This is a genomic window from Streptomyces sp. MNU89 (assembly GCF_020982505.1).
Lineage (GTDB): Bacteria > Actinomycetota > Actinomycetes > Streptomycetales > Streptomycetaceae > Streptomyces > Streptomyces xinghaiensis.
Map to the genome: position 1 here is coordinate 4,927,554 of NZ_JAJKLL010000001.1, position 20,055 is coordinate 4,947,608.

The 20,055-nt window shown below is 71.6% G+C and carries 15 protein-coding genes and 1 tRNA gene; 6 read left to right on the forward strand and 10 right to left on the reverse strand.

Annotation, left to right across the window (positions count from 1 at the left end):
• Window positions 1–76: 76 nt before the first annotated feature.
• On the reverse strand, window positions 77–652 hold the full coding sequence (locus E4N63_RS21170; protein WP_230241453.1) for a hypothetical protein: 576 nt from the start codon (window positions 650–652) through the stop codon (window positions 77–79).
• Window positions 653–740: 88 nt separating this feature from the next.
• On the opposite strand from E4N63_RS21170, the gene E4N63_RS21175 reads away from it, so the two are divergent.
• Window positions 741–1,433 (forward strand): response regulator transcription factor, encoded by a 693-nt coding sequence (locus E4N63_RS21175; RefSeq protein ID WP_125625663.1) that lies wholly within the window; start codon window positions 741–743, stop codon window positions 1,431–1,433.
• 82 nt (window positions 1,434–1,515) lie between these two features.
• The gene (locus tag E4N63_RS21180; RefSeq protein ID WP_230241454.1) at window positions 1,516–3,144 is read left to right on the forward strand and encodes a HAMP domain-containing sensor histidine kinase; all 1,629 of its coding nucleotides are present in this window, start codon (window positions 1,516–1,518) and stop codon (window positions 3,142–3,144) included.
• A gap of 313 nt (window positions 3,145–3,457) precedes the next feature.
• Here the strand turns inward: E4N63_RS21180 and E4N63_RS21185 are convergent, their stop codons facing one another.
• Window positions 3,458–4,486: an AraC family transcriptional regulator gene (locus tag E4N63_RS21185; RefSeq protein ID WP_230241455.1), complete on the reverse strand. Its 1,029-nt coding sequence runs from the start codon at window positions 4,484–4,486 to the stop codon at window positions 3,458–3,460.
• A gap of 106 nt (window positions 4,487–4,592) precedes the next feature.
• On the opposite strand from E4N63_RS21185, the gene E4N63_RS21190 reads away from it, so the two are divergent.
• Together E4N63_RS21190 and E4N63_RS21195 are read left to right on the forward strand one after the other, a co-directional pair.
• Window positions 4,593–5,966, forward strand: coding sequence for an NAD(P)-binding domain-containing protein (locus E4N63_RS21190; RefSeq protein WP_308188728.1), 1,374 nt, complete (start codon window positions 4,593–4,595; stop codon window positions 5,964–5,966).
• The gene (locus E4N63_RS21195) at window positions 5,963–6,811 is read left to right on the forward strand and encodes an SDR family NAD(P)-dependent oxidoreductase (RefSeq protein WP_230241456.1); all 849 of its coding nucleotides are present in this window, start codon (window positions 5,963–5,965) and stop codon (window positions 6,809–6,811) included. The genes E4N63_RS21190 and E4N63_RS21195 overlap by 4 nt, the downstream gene beginning before the upstream one ends.
• A gap of 336 nt (window positions 6,812–7,147) precedes the next feature.
• Here E4N63_RS21195 and E4N63_RS21200 read toward each other — a convergent pair whose 3' ends face one another.
• Both E4N63_RS21200 and E4N63_RS21205 read right to left on the reverse strand, forming a co-directional pair.
• Complete coding sequence (locus E4N63_RS21200) at window positions 7,148–8,671, reverse strand: GH1 family beta-glucosidase (protein WP_228429621.1); 1,524 nt, start codon at window positions 8,669–8,671, stop codon at window positions 7,148–7,150.
• Between the two features lie 191 nt (window positions 8,672–8,862).
• Window positions 8,863–9,816, reverse strand: a complete 954-nt coding sequence (locus tag E4N63_RS21205; protein WP_095757330.1) for a carbohydrate ABC transporter permease — start codon at window positions 9,814–9,816, stop codon at window positions 8,863–8,865.
• Window positions 9,817–9,956: 140 nt separating this feature from the next.
• On the opposite strand from E4N63_RS21205, the gene E4N63_RS21210 reads away from it, so the two are divergent.
• A complete protein-coding gene (locus E4N63_RS21210; RefSeq protein ID WP_230241457.1) occupies window positions 9,957–11,147 on the forward strand; it encodes a transposase in 1,191 nt (396 codons plus the stop codon).
• A 32-nt stretch (window positions 11,148–11,179) separates the two neighbouring features.
• On the opposite strand, the gene E4N63_RS21215 is transcribed toward E4N63_RS21210, so the two are convergent.
• Together E4N63_RS21215 and E4N63_RS21220 are read right to left on the reverse strand one after the other, a co-directional pair.
• The gene (locus tag E4N63_RS21215) at window positions 11,180–12,172 is read right to left on the reverse strand and encodes a carbohydrate ABC transporter permease (RefSeq protein WP_125626707.1); all 993 of its coding nucleotides are present in this window, start codon (window positions 12,170–12,172) and stop codon (window positions 11,180–11,182) included.
• Between the two features lie 83 nt (window positions 12,173–12,255).
• Window positions 12,256–13,584 (reverse strand): extracellular solute-binding protein, encoded by a 1,329-nt coding sequence (locus E4N63_RS21220; RefSeq protein ID WP_230241459.1) that lies wholly within the window; start codon window positions 13,582–13,584, stop codon window positions 12,256–12,258.
• Between the two features lie 252 nt (window positions 13,585–13,836).
• On the opposite strand from E4N63_RS21220, the gene E4N63_RS21225 reads away from it, so the two are divergent.
• Window positions 13,837–14,865: a LacI family DNA-binding transcriptional regulator gene (locus E4N63_RS21225; protein WP_125626705.1), complete on the forward strand. Its 1,029-nt coding sequence runs from the start codon at window positions 13,837–13,839 to the stop codon at window positions 14,863–14,865.
• Window positions 14,866–15,010: 145 nt separating this feature from the next.
• Here the strand turns inward: E4N63_RS21225 and E4N63_RS21230 are convergent, their stop codons facing one another.
• The 4 genes from E4N63_RS21230 to E4N63_RS21245 all read right to left on the reverse strand — a co-directional run bounded on the left by E4N63_RS21230 (window position 15,011) and on the right by E4N63_RS21245 (window position 19,612).
• Window positions 15,011–16,771, reverse strand: a complete 1,761-nt coding sequence (locus E4N63_RS21230) for a glycoside hydrolase family 6 protein (protein WP_125626704.1) — start codon at window positions 16,769–16,771, stop codon at window positions 15,011–15,013.
• 718 nt (window positions 16,772–17,489) lie between these two features.
• Window positions 17,490–17,562 (reverse strand) — tRNA-His (locus tag E4N63_RS21235).
• Between the two features lie 107 nt (window positions 17,563–17,669).
• Window positions 17,670–18,272 (reverse strand): oligoribonuclease, encoded by a 603-nt coding sequence (orn, locus tag E4N63_RS21240; protein WP_125624347.1) that lies wholly within the window; start codon window positions 18,270–18,272, stop codon window positions 17,670–17,672.
• Window positions 18,273–18,277: 5 nt separating this feature from the next.
• Window positions 18,278–19,612, reverse strand: a complete 1,335-nt coding sequence (locus E4N63_RS21245) for a helix-turn-helix domain-containing protein (RefSeq protein WP_125624346.1) — start codon at window positions 19,610–19,612, stop codon at window positions 18,278–18,280.
• Window positions 19,613–20,055 lie beyond the last annotated feature (443 nt).

The window sequence follows — 20,055 nt, forward strand, 5'->3', positions numbered from 1 at the left end:
CCGGCCGCCGGCCGCTGACCACCGGCCGCCGTGAGGCCGGCCGGTGCCCGTGAACAGCCGGTCGGCAGCGCCCCGTTCAGCCCTCGACGACCTGCACCGTCGGCGGGTGGCCGTTCCACGTGCAGAACACGGAGGTCGTCCGCGCGCCCGAGGTGAAGTTCACCCGGATCCACTCGGTCTGCTCCCACACCTGCATCTCCCAGCCCGCGTCCGGGGTCGCGGACACCAGGCTCGCCGAACGCTCACCGAGGTCGAACACGACCCGGCCGCCCGCCACGGGGTAGCTCTTCACCTCGCCCTCGGCGGTCGGCGCGGACGGAGCCGTCTCCGGCGGCTTCCCCGGCTTCGAGGGCGCCCCGTCCCCCGGCTTCGGCCCGCTGCCGGACGGCTCGGGCGACCGCTCGGGCGGCGCGGGGGAGGAGGACCCGGGCGAGGCCGAGGGCCCCGGACCGGAGGTCTCGGCGGCATCGCTCTCCGCGCTGCCCCGCGCCCCGGCCTCACCGCCCGCCGCCGCGCCGGCGTCGATGGGCAGGGCGCGCGGGCGGTCGTAGGCCGTGCCGGTGAGCGCGGTGTGGACGCCCCACCACGACAGGGTGGCGGCGGCTCCGGTGGCCAGGAGCCAGGCCGCGCTCTGCGCCAGTCCTCGTAGCATCGCGCCCATCCTCCCTCACGCCGCCGGATGTTGACGACCGGACCACCACCGTGGGACGGCCCGCTCCGCATGGCGTACGGTGCCGCCCATGGCACGAGTGCTCGTGGTCGAGGACGACCAGTTCGTACGCTCCGCCCTCATCCGGCACCTGTCCGACGCCTCGCACAGCGTACGCAGCGTCGGTACGGCGCTGGAGGCGCTCCGCGAGGTGGCCCAGATCGGCTTCGACGTCGTCATCCTCGATCTGGGGCTGCCGGACCTCGACGGGGCCGAGGCACTGAAGATGCTGCGCGGGATCACCGACGTGCCGGTCATCATCGCCACCGCGCGCGACGACGAGGCGGAGATCGTCCGGCTCCTCAACGACGGTGCCGACGACTATCTGACGAAACCGTTCTCCGTCGAGCACCTGTCCGCCCGGATGGCGGCCGTGCTGCGCCGCTCCCGGGCGACGGGAACGGCAGGCGAACCGCACGCGCGCGTGCTGCGCGTCGGCGGGCTGCTCGTCGATCCGCTGCGCCGCCAGGCCGAACTGGACGGAGCCACGCTCGACCTGACCCGGCGCGAGTTCGATCTGCTGGCCTTCCTCGCCGGGCGGCCCGGGGTGGTGGTGTCCCGGCGGGAGCTGCTGGCCGAGGTGTGGCAGCAGTCCTACGGCGACGACCAGACCATCGACGTCCATCTCTCCTGGCTGCGCCGGAAACTGGGGGAGACGGCGGCCGCGCCCCGCTATCTGCACACGCTGCGCGGGGTCGGCGTCAAGCTGGAGCCGCCCCGGTGAGCGGCGTGGCGAGCGTCCCCGGGAGCCGCCCGGTGACCGTTCCCGCTCGCGGCCCGGCGGGGGCGGCCGGGAGGCGGCCGGGATGAGATGGGCCCTGGTCAAGGTGTGCCTGGCGGTCACGGCCATGGTCGTGGTCGCCTTCGCCGTGCCGCTCGGGCTCGTGGTGGGGGAGATGGCGCGGGACCGGGCCTTCGCCAACGCCGAGCGGCAGGCCGCCGCCATCGGGCCGGCCCTGGCCATCACCACCGACCGCGGGGAGCTGGAACGGGCCGTCGCCAGCACGGAGTTCGGTGCGGACGGCCGGATCGCCGTCCATGTGCCGCCCGCCGGGGACAAGACCGGCGACGAGGCCGGGGACAAGGCCGGTGGCGCGGAAACGGCCGGGTCCCCCGGGGCCGGGGAGGGTGCCGTGGAGATCGGCCGGCGCCGCGCCTCCGCCGGCGACCTGGCCGCCGCGGCCCGGCGCGGCCGGGGCTCCGTCACCGCCGTGCCGGGCGGTTTCGCACTGCTCCAGCCGACCGCCGTCGGCGCCGGGAAGACCGCCGTCGTCGAGGTGTTCGTCCCGGACGAGGAGGTCACGGCCGGGGTGCGCACGGCCTGGCTGGTGCTGGGCGGGGTGGGGCTCACCCTGGTCCTCGGCTCGGTGGCCGTGGCGGACCGGCTCGGCACCCGGATGGTCCGCCCGGCCGAACAACTCGCCGGAGCCGCACAGGATCTGGGCGCCGGGCGGCTCGCCACCCGCGTCCCGGTGGCGGGACCGGCCGAACTCCGTTCCGCCGCCGCCGCGTTCAACTCCATGGCCGACGAGGTCGTCCGGCTGCTCGCCAACGAGCGCGAGCTGGCCGCCGACCTCTCGCACCGGCTGCGCACCCCGCTCACCGTGCTCCGCCTCAACGCCGCCTCGCTCGGCGACGGCCCCGCCGCCGAACAGACCCGGGCGGCCGTCGCCCAGCTGGAGACCGAGGTCGACCAGATCATCCGCACCGCCCGCGAACAGCGGCCGCCGGGGCGGGCCCCGGAGAGTGCCGAGACGGCGGACGGGGGCGCGGGCTGCGACGCCTCCGAGGTGATCCGGGACCGGATGGCCTTCTGGTCGGCGCTCGCCGAGGACGAGGGCCGCACCGCGGGCCTCGCCGGCGTCGAGCGGGCCGCGCGGGTGCCCGTGGCGCGCCCCGAACTGGCCGCTGCCGTCGACGCCCTGCTCGGCAACGTCTTCCGGCACACCCCCGAGGGCACGGACTTCGCGGTGGACGTCCACCACGCCGACGGGGCGGTGATCGTGCTGGTGTCGGACGCCGGCCCGGGCATCGCCGACCCCGAGGCGGCGCTGCGCCGGGGACACGGCGGCGGCGGGCGCGGCTCGACCGGGCTGGGGCTGGACATCGTGCGCCGGGTCGCCGAGTCCACGGGCGGCGATGTGCGTGTCGGCCGCTCCGTGCTCGGCGGCACGGAGGTGCGGATGTGGCTCGTGCTGGACGGCGGACGGCGGCGGTCCGGCGGGCGTCGCGTGGACCGGCTGATGCGGCGCGGACGGTGGGGACGGAGGCCGGGGAAGCCCGGAAGGCCCGGAGGGCCGGGGAGGCCGGGAGGGCCGGTGCTCCGGTGTGAGCCCCGGCCCCGGCCCCCCGGGACCCGAGCGCTGGATGAGGGCGCCGGGGCGGCGGGAGCGCGGTGCGCCGGGCCGGAGGTTATGCGCCGGGCCGGAGGTTAAGCGCGGTCGATCCCAGCCTTAAGGCAGCAATAAGTGCCGAACTGCCGTACGTAATAAGGGGTTTGCCGGGTTCCGGTTGGCTACCGTATGCGATGTACCGGCCTCCGCCCGCCGGCGGGGGCAGGAACGGGACGTGCAGCGCGCGGTGGTGTGGGGCCGACGGCAGGACGAGCCGGAGCCGGAACCCACCGCCCGTCAGCCGCCACCCCACCGGTGCGCCCCGGCGGCGGCCCCGCCCGGCCGGGGCGCGTCCGCGTCCGACGGATTGAGGGCCGACCCGTCAGCATCCCCCTCGGCGCACGCAAGCCGGGTCTCAGCAGTCGCGCCGTTCGGCGCTCGGTGGATATCCGGTCCAGCGGATGTGGGCACGGCGGAATTCGCGGGCGTCGCTGAACCCGACCTCGGCGGCGACATCGGCGATCTTCAGCCTTGACTCGCGGAGGAGGAGGGCCGCCCGCCGCTGCCGTACCCGGTCTCGGACAGCGCTGAAGCGTTCTCCGGCCGCGGTGAGCTGTCGGCGCAGGGTGCGTTCGGTGATGTGCAGGCGCCGGGCGGTTTCGGCCATGGTGAGGGGCCTTCGTAGGTTCCGGCTGAGCAGGGTCTCGACGGCCATGATGATGTCGGGGCGCCCTCGGCCGCTGTCGAGCAGCCGACGGCAGGTGTCGACGGCGGCCGCCCGGGTCTGGTCGTTGCGGGTGGGTATGGGGCGGTCCAGCTGCGACGCCGGGAAGACCATGCGGTTGGCGTCGGCTCCGAAGTGGAGGGGGCAGCGGAAGAACTTCCGGTATTCCTGGACGTACGGCGGTGCTGGGTAGGAGAACTCGACTCGGGTGGGCGTCTGGTCGTCCTCGAAGATGGACCGGCTGAGCGCCAGCGTGCTGCACAGCACCTCTTCGCAGAGGAAGGCGATGAGCTCCGGTTCGGGCAAGCGCTCGTGCAGCCGCAGGGCGAACTCCTGGCCGGTGACCTCGAGCTCCATGTCCACCAGGCTTCCGGACGCCTGGTGGAGTTCGAGGCCCACGGCAAGGGCGTCGGCGGCGGTGGCGCACGACCGGATCGCCATGCCGAGGATGCCGAAGGTGAGAAGCGCGTCCCGGCCGCCGACCTGCATGCCGAGCGGCCGGTCCGGCATGGCCCGCAGGGCGCGGCCCAGGATGGTCGCAGCCTGGCGGAATGACACCTTGACCGGCTCGGCGGTGACGAGGTTCGCCGGGGCCACACCGGTGCCGGAGAACCACAGGCCTGTGGGGCATGCCTCGCGCTGGCCGATCTCGACGACGCCGGACAGCACCGTCGGCGGGATGACCGCCTCGTTCAGCTGCGGATCCGGATACGTCCTCACCCGACCTCCTGTCCGGTCTGCCCCCCATTCTGGTCGGTGCCGCCCTCCCGGCCAAGGGATGAACAGGGCTTTAATCCGGGGCGAGCCCATGAGATGAGGAGGATTTGTGGCGAAAAATACAATGATGGCGGACCGGGGCGTCTGCATCGTCGGGGCGGGACCCGCCGGGTTGTCGATGGCCCGGGCCCTGCGGTGGCTCGGCGTCCCCTACGAGCAGTACGAGCGGCATGCGGACGTCGGCGGCATCTGGGACATCGACAACCCGGGGACGCCGATGTACGAGTCGGCACACTTCATCTCCTCCCGCCGAACGTCCGGGTTCTTCGACTTCCCGATGCCCGACTCCTTCGCCGACTATCCGGGCCACCGGCAGATCCTGCGGTACACGCGAGACTTCGCGACCGCCTTCGGCCTGCGCGAGGCGATCCGCTTCGACTGCTCGGTGACCGGCGTCGAGCAGAGCGACGGCGGATGGAGGGTGAGTCTCGACGACGGTACCCACAAGGTGTACCGGGCGGTGGTGTGTGCGACCGGTGTCACCTGGACCCCCCGCGTTCCGTGGCATCCGGGCACGTTCTCCGGCGAGATCCGGCACTCGGGGAGCTACCGCGACCCGGCGGAGTTCCGTGGCAGGAGAGTCCTGGTCGTGGGCCTGGGCAACTCGGGAGCCGACATCGCCTGTGACGCCGCCGCGAACGCCGACGCCGCGTTCGTGAGCGTTCGCCGGGGCTACCACGTGATTCCCAAGCATCTGTTCGGTATCCCCACCGACGAGTTCAGCGCGCGTGGACCGCAGCTTCCGCTGCGGATCGAGCGTCCGCTCTTCAAGCTGCTCCTGCGCGTCCTGCAAGGGGACCTCACGAGGTACGGGCTGCCCGAGCCGGACCACAAGCTGTTCGAGTCGCACCCGCTGCTCAACAGCCAGCTGCTGCACCACCTGCAGCACGGCGACGTGGCGATCCGGCCCGGCATCGCCGCCCTGGACGGCTCCCGTGTCCGCTTCACCGACGGTGGCACCGAAGAGATAGACATGATCCTCTACGCCACCGGATACGACTGGGACATCCCTTACGTGCCCGACCAGTATTTCCAGTGGCAGGACGGGCGGCCGGAGCTGTATCTGACCGCGTTCAACCGCTCCCACCGCAACCTGTTCGGTCTGGGCTACCTGGAGACCAACTCCAGCGCCTACACCCTGTTCGACCACATCAGCAGCATTCTCGCCCAGTACCTGCACGACCAGGTACACGCGCCGGCACGGGCCGCGGCCTTCGACCGGCTGATCGCCGAGGACCAGCCCCGGCTCAGCGGCGGGCTGCGCTTCCTGGACTCGGCCCGGCACCGCTCCTATGTCGACGCCCGCGCCTACCGCCGGTACCTCGCCAAGCTACGCAAACAGATGGGTTGGCGGCAGCTCGCCCCTGGCATGTTCGACCATCTGCGGGTCCAGACGCACAGCCGGAAGGCGGGTGTCGCGTGAGCGGCCGCGCCGGCTGGGCCGGCAGGCACGTCCTGGTCACCGGAGGGAGCAGCGGCATCGGACGTGAACTCGTCCACCAGCTGCGCGGAGCCGGCGCTGTGGTGTCCGTCCTCGCCCTCGACGACACCGACCTGGCGCGGCTGCGCGCCTCCGCCCCCGACGTGCACGTACGAGGGGTCGACGTGACCGATGCCGCCGCGGTCGGGTCGGCCACGGACGAGTTGGCGGCCGCTGCGGGCCCGGTCAGGTCTCTGTTCACCTGCGCCGGAATCAGCAGACCGGGCTGTGTCCAGGATCTCGGGCTGGGCGACTTCCGAGCCCAGATGGAGGTCAACTACTTCGGCACCCTGCACGCCGTACGGGCCGTGCTGCCGGGCATGCTCCACAGCGGCGACGCCACCATCACCTGCATTTCCAGCGCGGCCGGCCTCCTCGGCGTCTTCGGCTACGCGGCGTACGGGCCCAGCAAGTTCGCCGTACGCGGGCTCTGCGAGGTGCTGCGGCAGGAGCTCAAACCACACGGCGTGAGCGTCACGGCCGCCTACCCGCCCGATGTCGACACCCCGCAGCTGGCGATGGAGACACCCCTGCAGCCACCCGAGCTGCAGGCGATCAGCGGCACGATCAAGCCGCTCACCGCGCAGTCCGTCGCCACGGCCATTCTGCGCGGCACCGAGTCCGGACGTTCCTGCGTCTTCCCGGATGTGCGGACCCGAGCGCTCAGTCGCCTGGTCGGCACCGCGCCGTGGTTCGTCGACCGGGCCCTCGACCGCACAATCGCCAAGGTCCGTCGGCGGAGACCGGCGGATCCCCGCCGGTGTCCCGGTCCGGCAAACCTGTCGTAGCAGTGGCGGATGGGTCGAGGACCTGGTCTGCGTTCCGGTCCGTCCGAAGGACCCGGCCTGCTCGTTCCAGGTTCCGACCCCCTCGGGCGCGGCCTTCGGCTCGTCGGGCGGGCAGAAGACCTGCGTTCGGGACAGCGCCGTTCCAGCTCGGTGAACCACCGCCCATCGGCAGCGCCGGCGCGGTCCGCTCAAGGGCTTGGATCCGCGGTTTCCCGCCACGGCGACCACCGCCGCGTTCCCCGGCGGGGCGAGATGAAGCCCGGCCGCATCCCGGATCCGGTCGATCAACAGCGGCTCCAGCTCGCCCACACCTCCGGCAGCCGCCGTCACGGCCTGTCAGGCCGCCGGGACCGGCCCGCTGCCCGGGCTCGTATCCGTACCGGTACCCGTGCCCGCTTGCGCTCCGGCCACTGGGTCCGGGTCGGGGTCGGGGGCGGGGTCGGGCAGCACGCCCGTCCGGGCCAGCCGGGAGTACCAGTGCGCGCTGGTCTTCGGGACGCGGGCCAGGGTCTCGTAGTCGACGCGGACCAGGCCGAAGCGCTTGGCATAGCCGAAGGACCACTCGAAGTTGTCCATCAGCGACCAGAGGAAGTAGCCGCGCACATCGGCGCCGTCGGCCATCGCCCGGTGCACGGCGGCGAGGTGGCCGTGCAGATAGGCGATCCGCTCCGGGTCGTGCACTCCGCCGTCCGGGCCCGGCCGGTCCTCGTACGCGGCGCCGTTCTCGGTGACCAGCAGCGGCAGTCCGGGCGCCTCGCGGGTGAAGCGCATGATGAGTTCGTGGAGCCCGGTCGGGTCCACGGACCAGTCCATGGCGGTGAGTTCGCCGGGCGGCTGGTGGAAGGCGACGTCGTCGGCGCCGATCCAGGGGGAGTGGTCGCTCCTGCCGTGGCCGTCCCGGCGCGGACCGCCGTCGTCGGTGGCGGCCGACACCACGGTGGGCGAGTAGTAGTTCAGGCCCAGTGCGTCGAGCGGCTGTCTGGCGGTGGCCAGGTCGCCGTCGCGGACGAAGGACCAGTCGGTGATCCCCGCGGTGTCCGCGAACAGGCTCTCCGGGTAGGTGCCGTGCAGCATGGGATCGCTGAAGACGCGGGTGGCGAGGATGTCGATCCGCCGCCGGGCGTCGGCGTCGCCCGGGGAACCGGTCAGCGGCCGCACCACCCCCGCGTTGAGGCTGACGGTGACCTTCCCCCGGGCGGGCAGGACGGAGCGCAGCGCCGCGGTGCCCAGACCGTGGGCCAGGTTGAGGTGGTGGGCGGCGCGCAGGGCGGCGGCCGGATCGGTGCGTCCCGGGGCGTGCACCCCGGAGCCGTAGCCGAGGAAGGCGCTGCACCAGGGTTCGTTGAGGGTGGCCCAGAGTTCGACGCGGTCGCCGAGGGCCTCGCCGACGAGCCGCGCGTACTCGGCGTAGCGGTGGGCGGTGTCGCGCTCGGGCCAGCCGCCCGCGTCCTCCAGTTCTTGCGGCAGGTCCCAGTGGTAGAGGGTCACCATGGGCGTGATGCCGGCCGCCAGCAGTTCGTCCACGAGGGCGCGGTAGAAGTCGAGACCGCGCTGGACGGCGGGGCCGCGGCCGGTGGGCTGGACCCGCGGCCAGGCGACGGAGAAGCGGTAGGCGCCGTAACCCAGCTCCTTCATCAGGGCCACGTCCTCGCGCCACCGGTGGTAGTGGCCGGTGGCGGTGTCCCCGGTGTCGCCGCCGGCGGTCCGGCCGGGGGTGTGGGAGAAGGTGTCCCAGATGGACGGGGTGCGGCCGTCCTCGCGGACGGCGCCCTCGATCTGGTAGGCGGCGGTGGCGGTGCCCCAGAGGAAGGCGGGCGGGAAACGGAGCTCCCCGGAGGGACCGGACGCCGGCTGCCCCAGGGCTCCGGGGCGGCCGGAGGGGGCGTCCGGGGGTCCCGGAGAGGCCGTCGAGCTCGGGGACGTCGGGGACGTCGGTCATGAAATCGCTCCCATCAGAGCCGTTGCGGAGAATGTGGGGGACGGGACAGGTGGGCATGGTGGTGGCGGGGCGGACCCGGCTCGGACCGGGCCCGGACCGGGCCCGGGAGGATTCAGCCCTTGACGGCCCCCTGCATGATGCCGCCGACGATCTGCTTGCCGAAGAGGGTGAACGCCAGCAGCAGGGGCAGGGTCCCCAGCAGCGCGCCCGCCATGATCACCGACTGATCGGGGATGTAGCCGCGGCCCAGCCCGGTCAGGGCGACCTGCACCGTGGGGTTGTCCTGGGTGAGCGCGATGATCGGCCAGAAGAAGTCGTTCCAGGCCTGGACGAAGGTCAGCATGGCCAGGACGGCCATCGCGGGCCGGGCCGCCGGGAACACCACATGCCAGACCACCCGGATGCTGTTGGCGCCGTCCACCCGCGCCGCCTCGATGATCTCGCTCGGCAGCGCCTCCACGAGGTACTGCCGCATGAAGAACACCCCGAAGGCGCTGACCAGCGTCGGCAGGATGACGGACTGGAGCTGGTTGGTCCACTCCAGCTCGGCGATGGTCATGAAGAGCGGCACCACGCTGAGCTGCGGCGGGATCATCATCGTGCCGATCACCAGCATCAGCAGCACCTCGCGGAAGCGGAACCGCAGCTTGGCGAAGGCAAAGCCCGCGATGGTGCAGAAGAGGACGGTGCCCACCGTGATGGTCCCGGCCACCACGGCCGTGTTGAGCAGCGCCAGCCCCATGTGGGCGTCGGTCCAGGCGGTCTGCAGATTGGGCAGCAGATCGGAGCCGAACCAGAAGGGCGGCGGGGTCTGCGAGAGCCGGGTGTTGTCGCGGGAGGCGGCGACGGCCGTCCACACCAGCGGGAAGAGCGAGCCCGCGGTGAAGAGGATCAGCACGGCGTAGCTGATCCGTCCGCCGTACGACTGGCCGCCGGCCCGGCCGGCCTTCCCCGCCGTGCCGCGGGCCTTCCCGGCGCCGCCGCCCCCGCCGGGTGTCCCGGGCGTGCCGGGTCCGCCGCTCTCCCCGGCCTTGCCGGTCCCGCCGGCCGGTACGAGGGTCTTCATCGGTGGCTCCTTGCGTGGATGCCCCCGGCTTCAGCCGGGGGAGGAAACGCATCCCGTGCCCGGAGCCGTGCAGTGGTGGGGCGCGTTCCACTGACCCACCAACGCACGTTGCTGACACGGTAGCTGATAGAATGTGAGGCGTGACGCAGCAGGTCAAGCGGGCTTTCAAATACCGCTTCTACCCCACGGACGAGCAGGCAGCGGAGCTGTCCCGCACGTTCGGCTGTGTCCGTCTCGTGTACAACAAGGCGCTGGAGGAGCGCACTCGGGCTTGGTACGGGGAGCAGCGCCGCGTCTCCTACGTCCAGTCCTCGGCCGCGCTGACGGAGTGGAAGCGCACCGAGGAACTCGCCTTCCTCGCTGAGGTGTCCAGCGTCCCGCTCCAGCAGGCACTGCGCCATCTTCAGACGGCGTTCGGGAACTTCTTCGCCAAGCGCGCCAAGTACCCGCGCTTCAAGAGCCGGAAGAAGTCCCGGCAGTCGGCGGAGTACACCCGCTCCGGGTTCAAGTGGCGTGACGGCCGTCTGACGCTGGCGAAGATGGCCGCGCCGCTGGACATCCGTTGGTCGCGTCCGCTGCCGGAAGGCGCCGCACCGACCACGGTGACGGTGTCCCGCGACGCGGTCGGGCGCTGGTTCGTGTCGCTGCTGTGCGACGATGTGATCACCCCGGCCCCGGCCACCACGGCGGCGGTGGGTATCGACGCCGGACTCACCTCGCTCGTGACGCTCTCGACCGGGGAGAAGATCGCCAACCCGAAGCATGAGCGGAAGGACCGCGCCAAACTGGCTCGCGCTCAGCGAGAGCTGTCCCGCAAGGCCAAGGGCTCGAACAACCGGGAGAAGGCCCGCCGCAAGGTCGCCCGCGTCCACGCGCGGATCACCGACCGGCGCCGCGACTTCCTCCACAAACTCACTACTCGGCTCGTCCGTGAGAACCAAACGGTCGTGATCGAGGACCTCACCGTCCGCAACCTGGCCAAGAACCACAGCCTGGCGCGCGCCATCTCGGACGCGTCGTGGACCGAGTTGCGGTCGATGCTGGAGTACAAGTGCGCCTGGTACGGGCGCGAACTTGTCGTAGTCGACCGCTGGTTCCCGTCGAGCAAGCTGTGCGGGGCCTGCGGTACCGTCGCGGCGAGCATGCCGCTGAACGTCCGCGAGTGGACGTGCGACTGCGGCACCCTCCATGACCGCGACATCAACGCGGCACGTAACATCAAGGCGGCCGGGCTGGCCGTCTCGGCCTGTGGAGGCGGTGTAAGACCTCAACGAGAGTCCTCTCGGACGGGGCAACTGCCTTCGAAGCAGGAAGCCCTCACTGCGAAGTGAGGAATCCCCCGCCTTCAGGCGGGTGGAGGAAGTCAACAGCTTCTCCTCAGCCGTCGGACGACCAGCCAGTTGACCAGGGCGATCAGCAGCAGGATCAGGAACATCGCCCAGGCGATCGCCGAGGCCCGGCCGAGATGGAAGTTGAACCAGCCCTGCTCGTACATGTAGAGGCCGAGGGTCTGGTAAGCGTGGTCCGGGCCGCCCTTCTGCCCGCCCGCCCCGCCGAAGAGCAGCGGCTCACCGAAGAGCTGGGTGGCCCCGATGGTGGAGACGACGATGGTGAAGAGGATCGTCGGCCGCAGCGAGGGGATGGTCACATGGCGGAACTGCTGCCAGCGGGTGGCCCCGTCCAGCGCCGCCGACTCGTACAGATCGCGCGGTATGGCCTGCATGGCCGCCAGGTAGATCAGCGTGTTGTAGCCGGTCCACCGCCAGATGACGATCGAGGCCACGGCCAGCTGCGAGGTCCAGTGCCCGGTCTGCCAGTTGATGTTCTCGATGCCGAGGAAGCCCAGCGCCCAGTTGATCATTCCGTAGTCGCGCCCGAAGAGCAGCACGAAGACGAGCGTGGCGGCCGCCACGGACGTCGCGTACGGGGCGAGCATCGCGACCCGGAAGAACATCGCGCCGCGCAGCCGGTAGTTGAGGATGTGCGCGAGCCCGAGCGCCATGAGCAGCTGCGGCACGGTGGAGATCACACCGATGGTGAAGGTGTTCCGCAGGGCGTTCCAGAAGAACTCGTCCTCCAGCAGCCGGGTGTAGTTGTGCAGCCCGGCCCACTCCATGGTGGTCGGTTCGTGCAGCGACACCCGGTGCAGCGAGGCCCAGCCGGTGTAGAGCAGCGGGAAGAGCCCGAAGGCGGTGAAGAAGAGGAAGAAGGGCGAGATGAAGACGTAGGGGCTCCAGCGGACGTCGCGGCGGTAGCGGCGGCTGCGCCGCTCGGACCTCCGGTCCGCCTTCGGGTCCGTCTTCCGGCCGGCCGTCGCGGCGGTCTTCCGTCCCGCCTCGCCCGCCGTCCGGGGCATCGTGCGGAGGGCCGCGTCCCCCGGTCCCCCGGAACCCGAGGTTCCGGGGGACGAGGCCGCAGAGGAGTCTGCAGTCATCCGTCTCACTGGTCCAGCAGGTTGTCGATGTTCTTCAGCGCGGCGGCCCACCCCGCCTCGGGCGACTTGCCCTGCTGCTCGACCTGGAGGACGCCGACGTCCGTGAACGCCGTCTGGATCGCCAGGTCCTTCTCGCCGAGGACGAGGGTGGGCATGTCCTCCGCGGCCCGGCTGAAGATCTCGCCGATGGGCGCGTCACCGAAGTACTCGTGCCGCGCGTCGGCGACCTCCGGCATCTCGTAGGTCGTCGGCGAGCTGGGGAAGGAGGCCTGCTTCCGGAAGAGCTTGGCCTGCTGCTCGGGCGCCGTCAGCCAGGCGGCGAGCTTGACCGCCTCCTCCTTGTTCTTCGCCGCCTCCGGCACGGAGAGGAAGGAGCCGCCCCAGTTGGCGGGCTTCGGCGCCGGTGCGATGTCCCACTTGTCCGCCGCCTTGGGGCCGGCCTTCTCCTTGATGTAGCCGAGCATCCAGGCGGGGCAGGCGACGGTGGCGAACCGGCCGTTGGCGTACGCCTGGTCCCACGGCTTGTCGAACTGCTTGAGGCGGGCCGTCATCTTGCCCTCGACGGCGCGCATCGCCAGGTCCCAGGAGTCCTTGACGGCCGGGCTGTCCTTGTAGATCAGCTCGCCGTCGCGGTCGTAGTACCGCTCCACGCGGCCGGAGACCGAGGCGTTGAAGAGGCCGATCGCCGTGTCCGTGTAGACGGTGCCGGAGGGCGCCTTCTCCATGTACTTCTCGCCGGTCTCGACATACTTCTCCCAGTCGCCGGCCCAGAGGGCGCCGACCTTCTCGCGGTCGGTGGGCAGCCCGGCCTTCTCGAAGAGGTCCTTGCGGTAGCAGATGGCCATCGGGCCGATGTCGGTGCCGAGACCGATGGTCCGGCCGTCCTCGGCGGTGGCCTGGGCCCACTTCCAGTCCAGCCAGTTCTTCTCGTCGACGCCCTTCTCCCGGCCCAGGTCGACGAACTTGTCGGCGTGCCGGGTGACGGTCTCGGCGATGTTGCCGACCTCGATCGCCTGGATGTCCTGGAGCCCGCTGCCGGTCCCGAGGTGGGTGAGGAGCTGCGGGTAGTACTGGTCGGCCCGCTCGATGGACGTCTCCTTGATGACGACGTCGGGGTTCAACTTCTGATACTCGTCGTAGAGCCCGGCCTGCTTGTAGCCGAAGACGCCGAAGACCCCGATGGTGACGGTCTTCTTGCCGTCCGCGCTCTCCCCGGAGCCTCCCCGGCCACTGCCGCCACCGTCGTCCGCACAACCAGCCAGCAGGCCGGTGAGAAGGGCGGCGGTGGTCGCCAAGGCCGCCGTACTCCGGGACATGTGGGCTGATCTGCGCATGACATCCTCCTGCTCCCTGCGTATCGTCCCCCTGCCGAACTGATTGAACGGAGAAGAATGCCGGTCGGGCATGGCTGAGAGACGTCGAGAGATGTATGGGTTGAGCGCTTGAGAGCGCTCTCATCCGTGACGTCTTGAAGGTTCACGGCTCGCCGGGAGAGTGTCAAGGGCGTAGGACGGAACGTGCTGTCGGGGGAGTGATGTTGAATGGTCCAACAGCCACGGACGCAGGCTGGGAGCGGGAGGCGGACCATGCCGATGACGAGGAGACACGGTGGCAGGCCCACCCTGGAGGAGGTCGCGGCACGCGCGGGGGTCGGACGCGGCACCGTCTCCCGCGTGATCAACGGTTCGCCCCGGGTGAGCGACCGCACCCGGACGGCGGTGGAACACGCCATCGCGGAGCTCGGCTACGTGCCCAACCGGGCGGCGCGGGCGCTGGCCGCCAACCGCACCGACGCCGTCGCCCTCGTGATCCCCGAGACCGAGACCCGGCTCTTCGCCGAGCCGTACTTCTCCGACATCATCCGCGGCATCTCCACGGAACTCGCCGAGACCGAGATCCAGCTGCTGCTCACTCTGATCCGCACCCCCAAGGAGCGCCACCGGCTCACCCAGTTCCTCGGAGCGCACCGGGTCGACGGCGTCCTGCTCGTCTCCGTCCACGCGGACGACCCGCTGCCCGACCTGCTGGAGGAGATCGAGATGCCCGCGGTCCTCAGCGGCCGCCGGGCCGCCGGGGAGTCCGTGCCGTACGTCGACTCCGACAACGTCGGCGGTGCGAGCGCGGCCGTCGAGCATCTGATCGGCCGTGGCCGCCGCCGCGTCGCGACGATCACCGGGCCCCTCGACATGTACGTCGCCCAGTGCCGCCTCGACGGCTACCACCAGGCCATCGCCGCCGCCGGGCACGAACCGGACGAGGCGCTGGTCGAGCCCGCCGACTTCACCGAGGAGGGCGGCCGCCGCGCCATGCGCCGGCTCCTGGAGCGACGCCCGGACCTCGACGCGGTGTTCTGCGCCTCCGATGTGATGGCCTCCGGGGCGCGCCAGGTGCTGCGGGAGGCGGGGCGCCGCATCCCGGAGGACGTGGCGCTCGTCGGCTTCGACGACTCGCCGGTTGCCCGCCACATGGACCCGCCGCTGACCAGCGTCCGGCAGCCGATAGAAGAGATGGGCCGCACCATGGCCCGGGTGCTGCTCCGGGAGATCGGGCAGCCGGAATCCGGCAGCCGGCAGGTCGTGCTGCCGACCGAACTGGTGCGCCGCGGCTCGTCCTGAGCGGCGCGCCGTTCCGGTCGGGCGGCGGGCGCGGAAAGAGGGAGCCGGCAGGCCGCCGGCTCCCTCCCCGCAGAGAACGCGTTGTCACGCTGTCCGCACTGGTACGGGGGCGGGGCGCCCGGTCACCGGCCGCCCCGCCGGACCGCTACAGCGGCGGGTACGCGTTCGCCAGCAGCTCCTCGAACTGCGCCTGGAACCAGTGGCCGGAGACCGGCGCGTCCGGCAGGGCACCCGACGGGTTGTTCAGGTTGCGCGCGTTCCCCTCGTAGGTGGGGTCGCACATCCGGTCGAAGCCCTTGCCCTCGTCGTTGTCGATGGCCTTGCTGGAACCGTCCGACTCGCCCGGGGGCTTGATCCACGCGTAGGCGTCGATGCCCGGAGCGGGCGAGGCGGCGGGCCGTTCACCGAGACCGGCACCGGCCTGGTTGCACCAGTTGCCCTGGTGGATGCGGCGGTCGACGCGGCTGCCGTCCACGTACTCGTCGACGGTGGTCTTCTCCGCCGGTCCGGTGGGCCGGTCGGGGCCGCCCCAGCCGTTGCGGGAGGTGTCGATGATGACACCGACCTCCTCGTTGAAGCCGGCCGAGACCGCCTCCTCGCGGAACGCCTGCGAGAAGGTCTGGATGTCCACGTAGCGGTTCCAGTCCACCCACTTCGACTGGCGCACCATCTGGCCGTTCACGGACTCGTCGATGGAGAAGTGCGGCTCCTCGATGGCACCGTAGTTGGCGACGTTGGCGGCGAAGCCGGCCACGTCGTCGACGGTGGCGCCCTCGGTGGTCGCCGCCTCGTGCAGCAGCTCGGCGGTGGCCGTGAAGTTGTCGTCCCAGCCGATCCAGCCGTGGTGGCCGATGTCGATGTAGTTGTAGACGTTCCCGATGTCGCCGAAGGTGGCCAGCGCGTAGCCGACGCCCTTGACGTAGTTGCCGTTCTCCTTCATCACATCGCAGTTCTCGGTGGCCGTGGCACGGTCGCCGACGTTGGTGATGAGGTTGGGCAGCGAGTCGATCTCGATGGTGTTGACGATCCGGAGACCGGCGTATTTCGGGTCCGACAGGATCTCCGCGATCGGGTCGATGAACTCGTTCTTGTACTTGTCGATCTCCTCCGGCCCGAGCTCGCCCTGGGAGGCCAGCGCCGCGCAGTCCCGGCCGGGCAGGTTGTACGTGACCATCTGCAGCACGTCGGCGTCCTGCTCCAGGGCCGCGTCGAGGTGGTCGCGCAGACCCATGGTGTTCTCACCCGCGGAGCCCGACTCGATCGCGGCGATGCGGTCCAGCCACACCGCCGTCGGCTGGTCGGCGATCGCCTCGCCGCCGCCCTTGGCGGCCTGTGCGGACCAGTCCGGGTTCACGTAGACCTTGGCGCCCTCGAAGGGGTTGTCCACGCGGTCGCCGGGCGGGTCACCCGGATCGCCGGGGTCGCCCGGATCCCCCGGATCGCCGGGGTCGCTGCCGTCGGTCGTACAGGTGACGCCGTTGAGCGTGATGGTGCCCGGGACGGCGTTCGTCCCGCTGAACGTGGCCTGGAAGCCGAAGGAGGCCGTGCCGCCGGAGCTCAGGGCACCACCCCACGAAGGGCTGGCGGCCGTGACGGTGGCACCGCTCTGGGTGATGTCGGCGTTCCAGCCCTGGGTCACCTTCTGGTTGCCGGCGAAGGTCCATCCGACGTTCCACGAGCTCAGGGCGTCACCGGTGTTGGTGACGGTGACGTTGGCGGTGAAACCCGTGTCCCACTGGTTCTGCACCGCGTAGTCGGCCGTGCAGCCCGCGGCGGCCGGGGCCGCCGAGGCGGTGCCGGTCAGTGCGGTGCCGGTGCCGGCGGCGGCCAGCATGAGGGCACACGCCGTGAGGGCGGTACGTCTCGGGCGCTTGCGGCGGCCCGTCGGTGAGATGGTGCGGCTCATCAGCGATCCTCCTGTAGATCGTGCGATGGTGCGCGATAGCGGGTGCCGGGGCGCCCGCCGTACCGCCCGGACCGCCGTCCGGACCGGGTGGAGTGGTCCGGGCGGCCGCCGTGCGGGCACGCCTCCTCGCCGCACCCGCCGTCTCGCGGGCGGGGTCGGTGAGGAGAGAAACGGAGCCGTCCGTGCTGCTGTGGGACGGCGGATGGCGCTCTTCAGAGGCGGAGCCGGGCATGGCGCGGGAGGCGGCGGGGGTGTGCCCGCTCGCTCGCGGTGCGGCCGGCGGCCGGGTGGGGTGTCCGCTTCCGCCGCGGAGGTGGGGGCATCCGTGGCGGGCGGGACGGGGGCGGGGGTGTCGGAGGGGCTCCGTGGTCATCGGTCGCGTCGGGTGACGCCCTCCCAAGACTGTGGAAGCGCTCCCATTTACTGAGTCAGACCCTAGACCCGCCCTCCAGGGATCAACAAGAGAGCGGACGGATCTTTCCTTTAAGGGCCTGTTAAGCGGCGGGTAGTTGGAGGTTGGTCCGACCCTTGGCGGTCGCTCTACTTGTGGGAGCGCTCCCAGAATCCGGGGCCGTTCCGGCTCCGTGACGGCCCTCGGCGGGGGAGTCCCGCGCGGGGCGGCGGTCCGTGCGGCCGGGGTGCTTTCCGTCCGTGTCCCGTGGGCTCGGGCATGACGAAGGCCCGGCCTGCTTCCGCAGGCCGGGCCTTGATCGTTCAGGGTGAGTAACGGGACTCGAACCCGCGACATCCTGGACCACAACCAGGTGCTCTACCAGCTGAGCTATACCCACCACGACCGGCTGTGCACCGGCCGAGAAAAAGTGTACACGTTCCGCAGGGGCGGTCGCGCCAGGCTTTCCCCGGGAGCCCCCGGGCCCGGGAGCTCCCGCGGACGGGCTCAGCCGGCGGGCAGCCGGTGCTTCGCCGCGATGGCCTTGGCGGTCGGCGAGTCCGGGCCCGGCGAGGGCACGAAGACCGCCTCCCGGTAGTAGCGGAGCTCGGCGATGCTCTCCCGGATGTCCGCCAGCGCCCGGTGGTTGCCGCTCTTCTCCGGGCTGCTGAAGTACGCCCGGGGGAACCAGCGCCGGGCCAGCTCCTTCACCGAGGACACATCCACGATCCGGTAGTGGAGATAGCTCTCCAGGTCCGGCATGTCCCGGGAGAGGAAGCCCCGGTCGGTGCCGACGGAGTTGCCGCACAGCGGGGCCCGGCCGCGCTCCGGCACGTGCTCGCGGACGTAGCGGAGCACCTGCCGCTGGGCCTCCTCCAGGCTCGTCCCGCCGTCGAGTTCGGCGAGCAGGCCGGAGGAGGTGTGCATCTCGCGCACCACCTCCGGCATGGTGGTCAGCGCCTCCGCCGGCGGACGGATCACGATGTCCACCCCCTCGCCCAGCACGTTCAGCTCGGAGTCGGTGACCAGCGCGGCCACCTCGATCAGAGCGTCGTCGGCCAGCGAGAGGCCGGTCATCTCGCAGTCGATCCATACCATGCGGTCGTTCATGCGCCTCACCCTACGGGGCGGTCGCGCTGACCGGGCACGGAGGACCGCCCCACCGCCCGGCCGCCGTGCTCCGCGAACCGCCCGGCGTACGTCTCCGCCTCCGGCAGGGACGGCTCCCCAGTCGGCGCCCCGTGACCGCCGTGCTGCGCGGCGTTCGCGCGGCGCAGGGCCGCCAGCGAGGCGGCGGCCGCCGCGGGACCGTCCGCACGCGGGTCGCCGCCGGCCGGCCGGTCGGGGCGCTCCATCCGCTCCGGGCGGTCGGGCCTGTCCGGGCGTTCCGGACGCTCCGTCCGGTCGGCGCGGTCCGCCCGCTCGGCGCCGCTCTGGGGCCGGCGGGCCCGGTAGGCCGCCCGGTACGCCGCGGGGGAGGAGCCGAGCTGGCGGCGGAAGTGCCCGCGCAGCGCGACCGGTGAGCGGAAGCCGCACCGGCCCGCCACCTCGTCCACGGAGTAGTCGGAGGTCTCCAGGAGCCGCTGCGCCTGGAGCACCCGCTGCGTGATCAGCCACTGCAGCGGGGCGCTCCCGGTGAGCGACCGGAACCGCCGGTCGAACGTCCGCCGGCTCATATAGGCGCGCGCGGCGAGGGTCTCCACGTCGAACTGCTCGTGGAGATGCTCCAGCGCCCAGGCGACGACCTCCGCGAGCGGGTCGGCGCCGATCTCCTCGGGTAAAGACCTGTCGAGATAGCGCTCCTGCCCGCCCGTGCGCCGGGGCGGTACCACCAGGCGCCTCGCGAGCGCTCCGGCGGCCTCGGCCCCGTGGTCGGTCCGCACGATGTGCAGACAGAGGTCGATGCCCGCCGCCGTTCCGGCGGAGGTCAGGACGTCGCCGTCGTCGACGAACAGTTCCCGCGGGTCCACATGGACCGACGGATACCGCTTGGCGAGCGTCGGCGCGTACATCCAGTGCGTCGTCGCGGGCCGGCCGTCGAGCAGACCGGCCGCGGCCAGTACGAAGGCGCCCGTGCACAGCCCGACGATCCGGGCGCCCTCCTCGTGGGCCCTGCGCAGCGCCTGCAGCGCCTCCATCGGCGGCGGCGATGTGATGGACCGCCAGGCCGGCACGACGACGGTCCCGGCGCGGGCGAGCGCTTCCAGGCCGTACGGCGCGGTCAGTTCGAGTCCGCCGGTCGTCCGCAGCGGGGCCTCTTCACCGGCGCACACCAGAAGCCGGTAGCGGGGAACGCCGGCGTCCTGGCGGTCGATTCCGAATACGGAAAGCGGGATGGAGCTCTCGAATATGGGGCCGCCGCTGAAGAGCAGCACTGCGACGATCTCCCGGCGGCGGCGGCCGGAAAGCTTCCGGGCGGCCTCCGGTACGGTCGTGGAGTCCTGGCTCATGGAACTAAGCCCCCCTCGGTGGTCGCGGCTCCTCGATAGTGTCGAACCTGCACGTTTCCCCTCGGTCCTGCACGAGTCCCCCGCCGTGAATGGCCAAGATCGAATCTACTGTGTCCCATGTGGTCGGCGAGACAAGTTCACCACCCACCGCTAAGTCGACATGGCAACTTGGCGTAAAGCATTCGATCACGAAGCGTCGCACTCGATGGCGCCGGTGGGAAGTGGGCCCGGTGGCCAAGACGCCGCCCCCGTAGGGAGCGAGAGCCGTTCGCGGCTCTTTCTTCGCAGGTGGGAAGGGGGTTGGGGGCAGGGGTCGGCAAAGGATGCACTGCAGCGCCAAGTTGGCCGAAAAGAAGTGGGATCAACAGTTCGAGTCAGACGGTTGTACGCAGCGCGCCACCCACGCGCGTGTGCGCCCGCCGTGCGCCCCTCGCCGTGCGGCG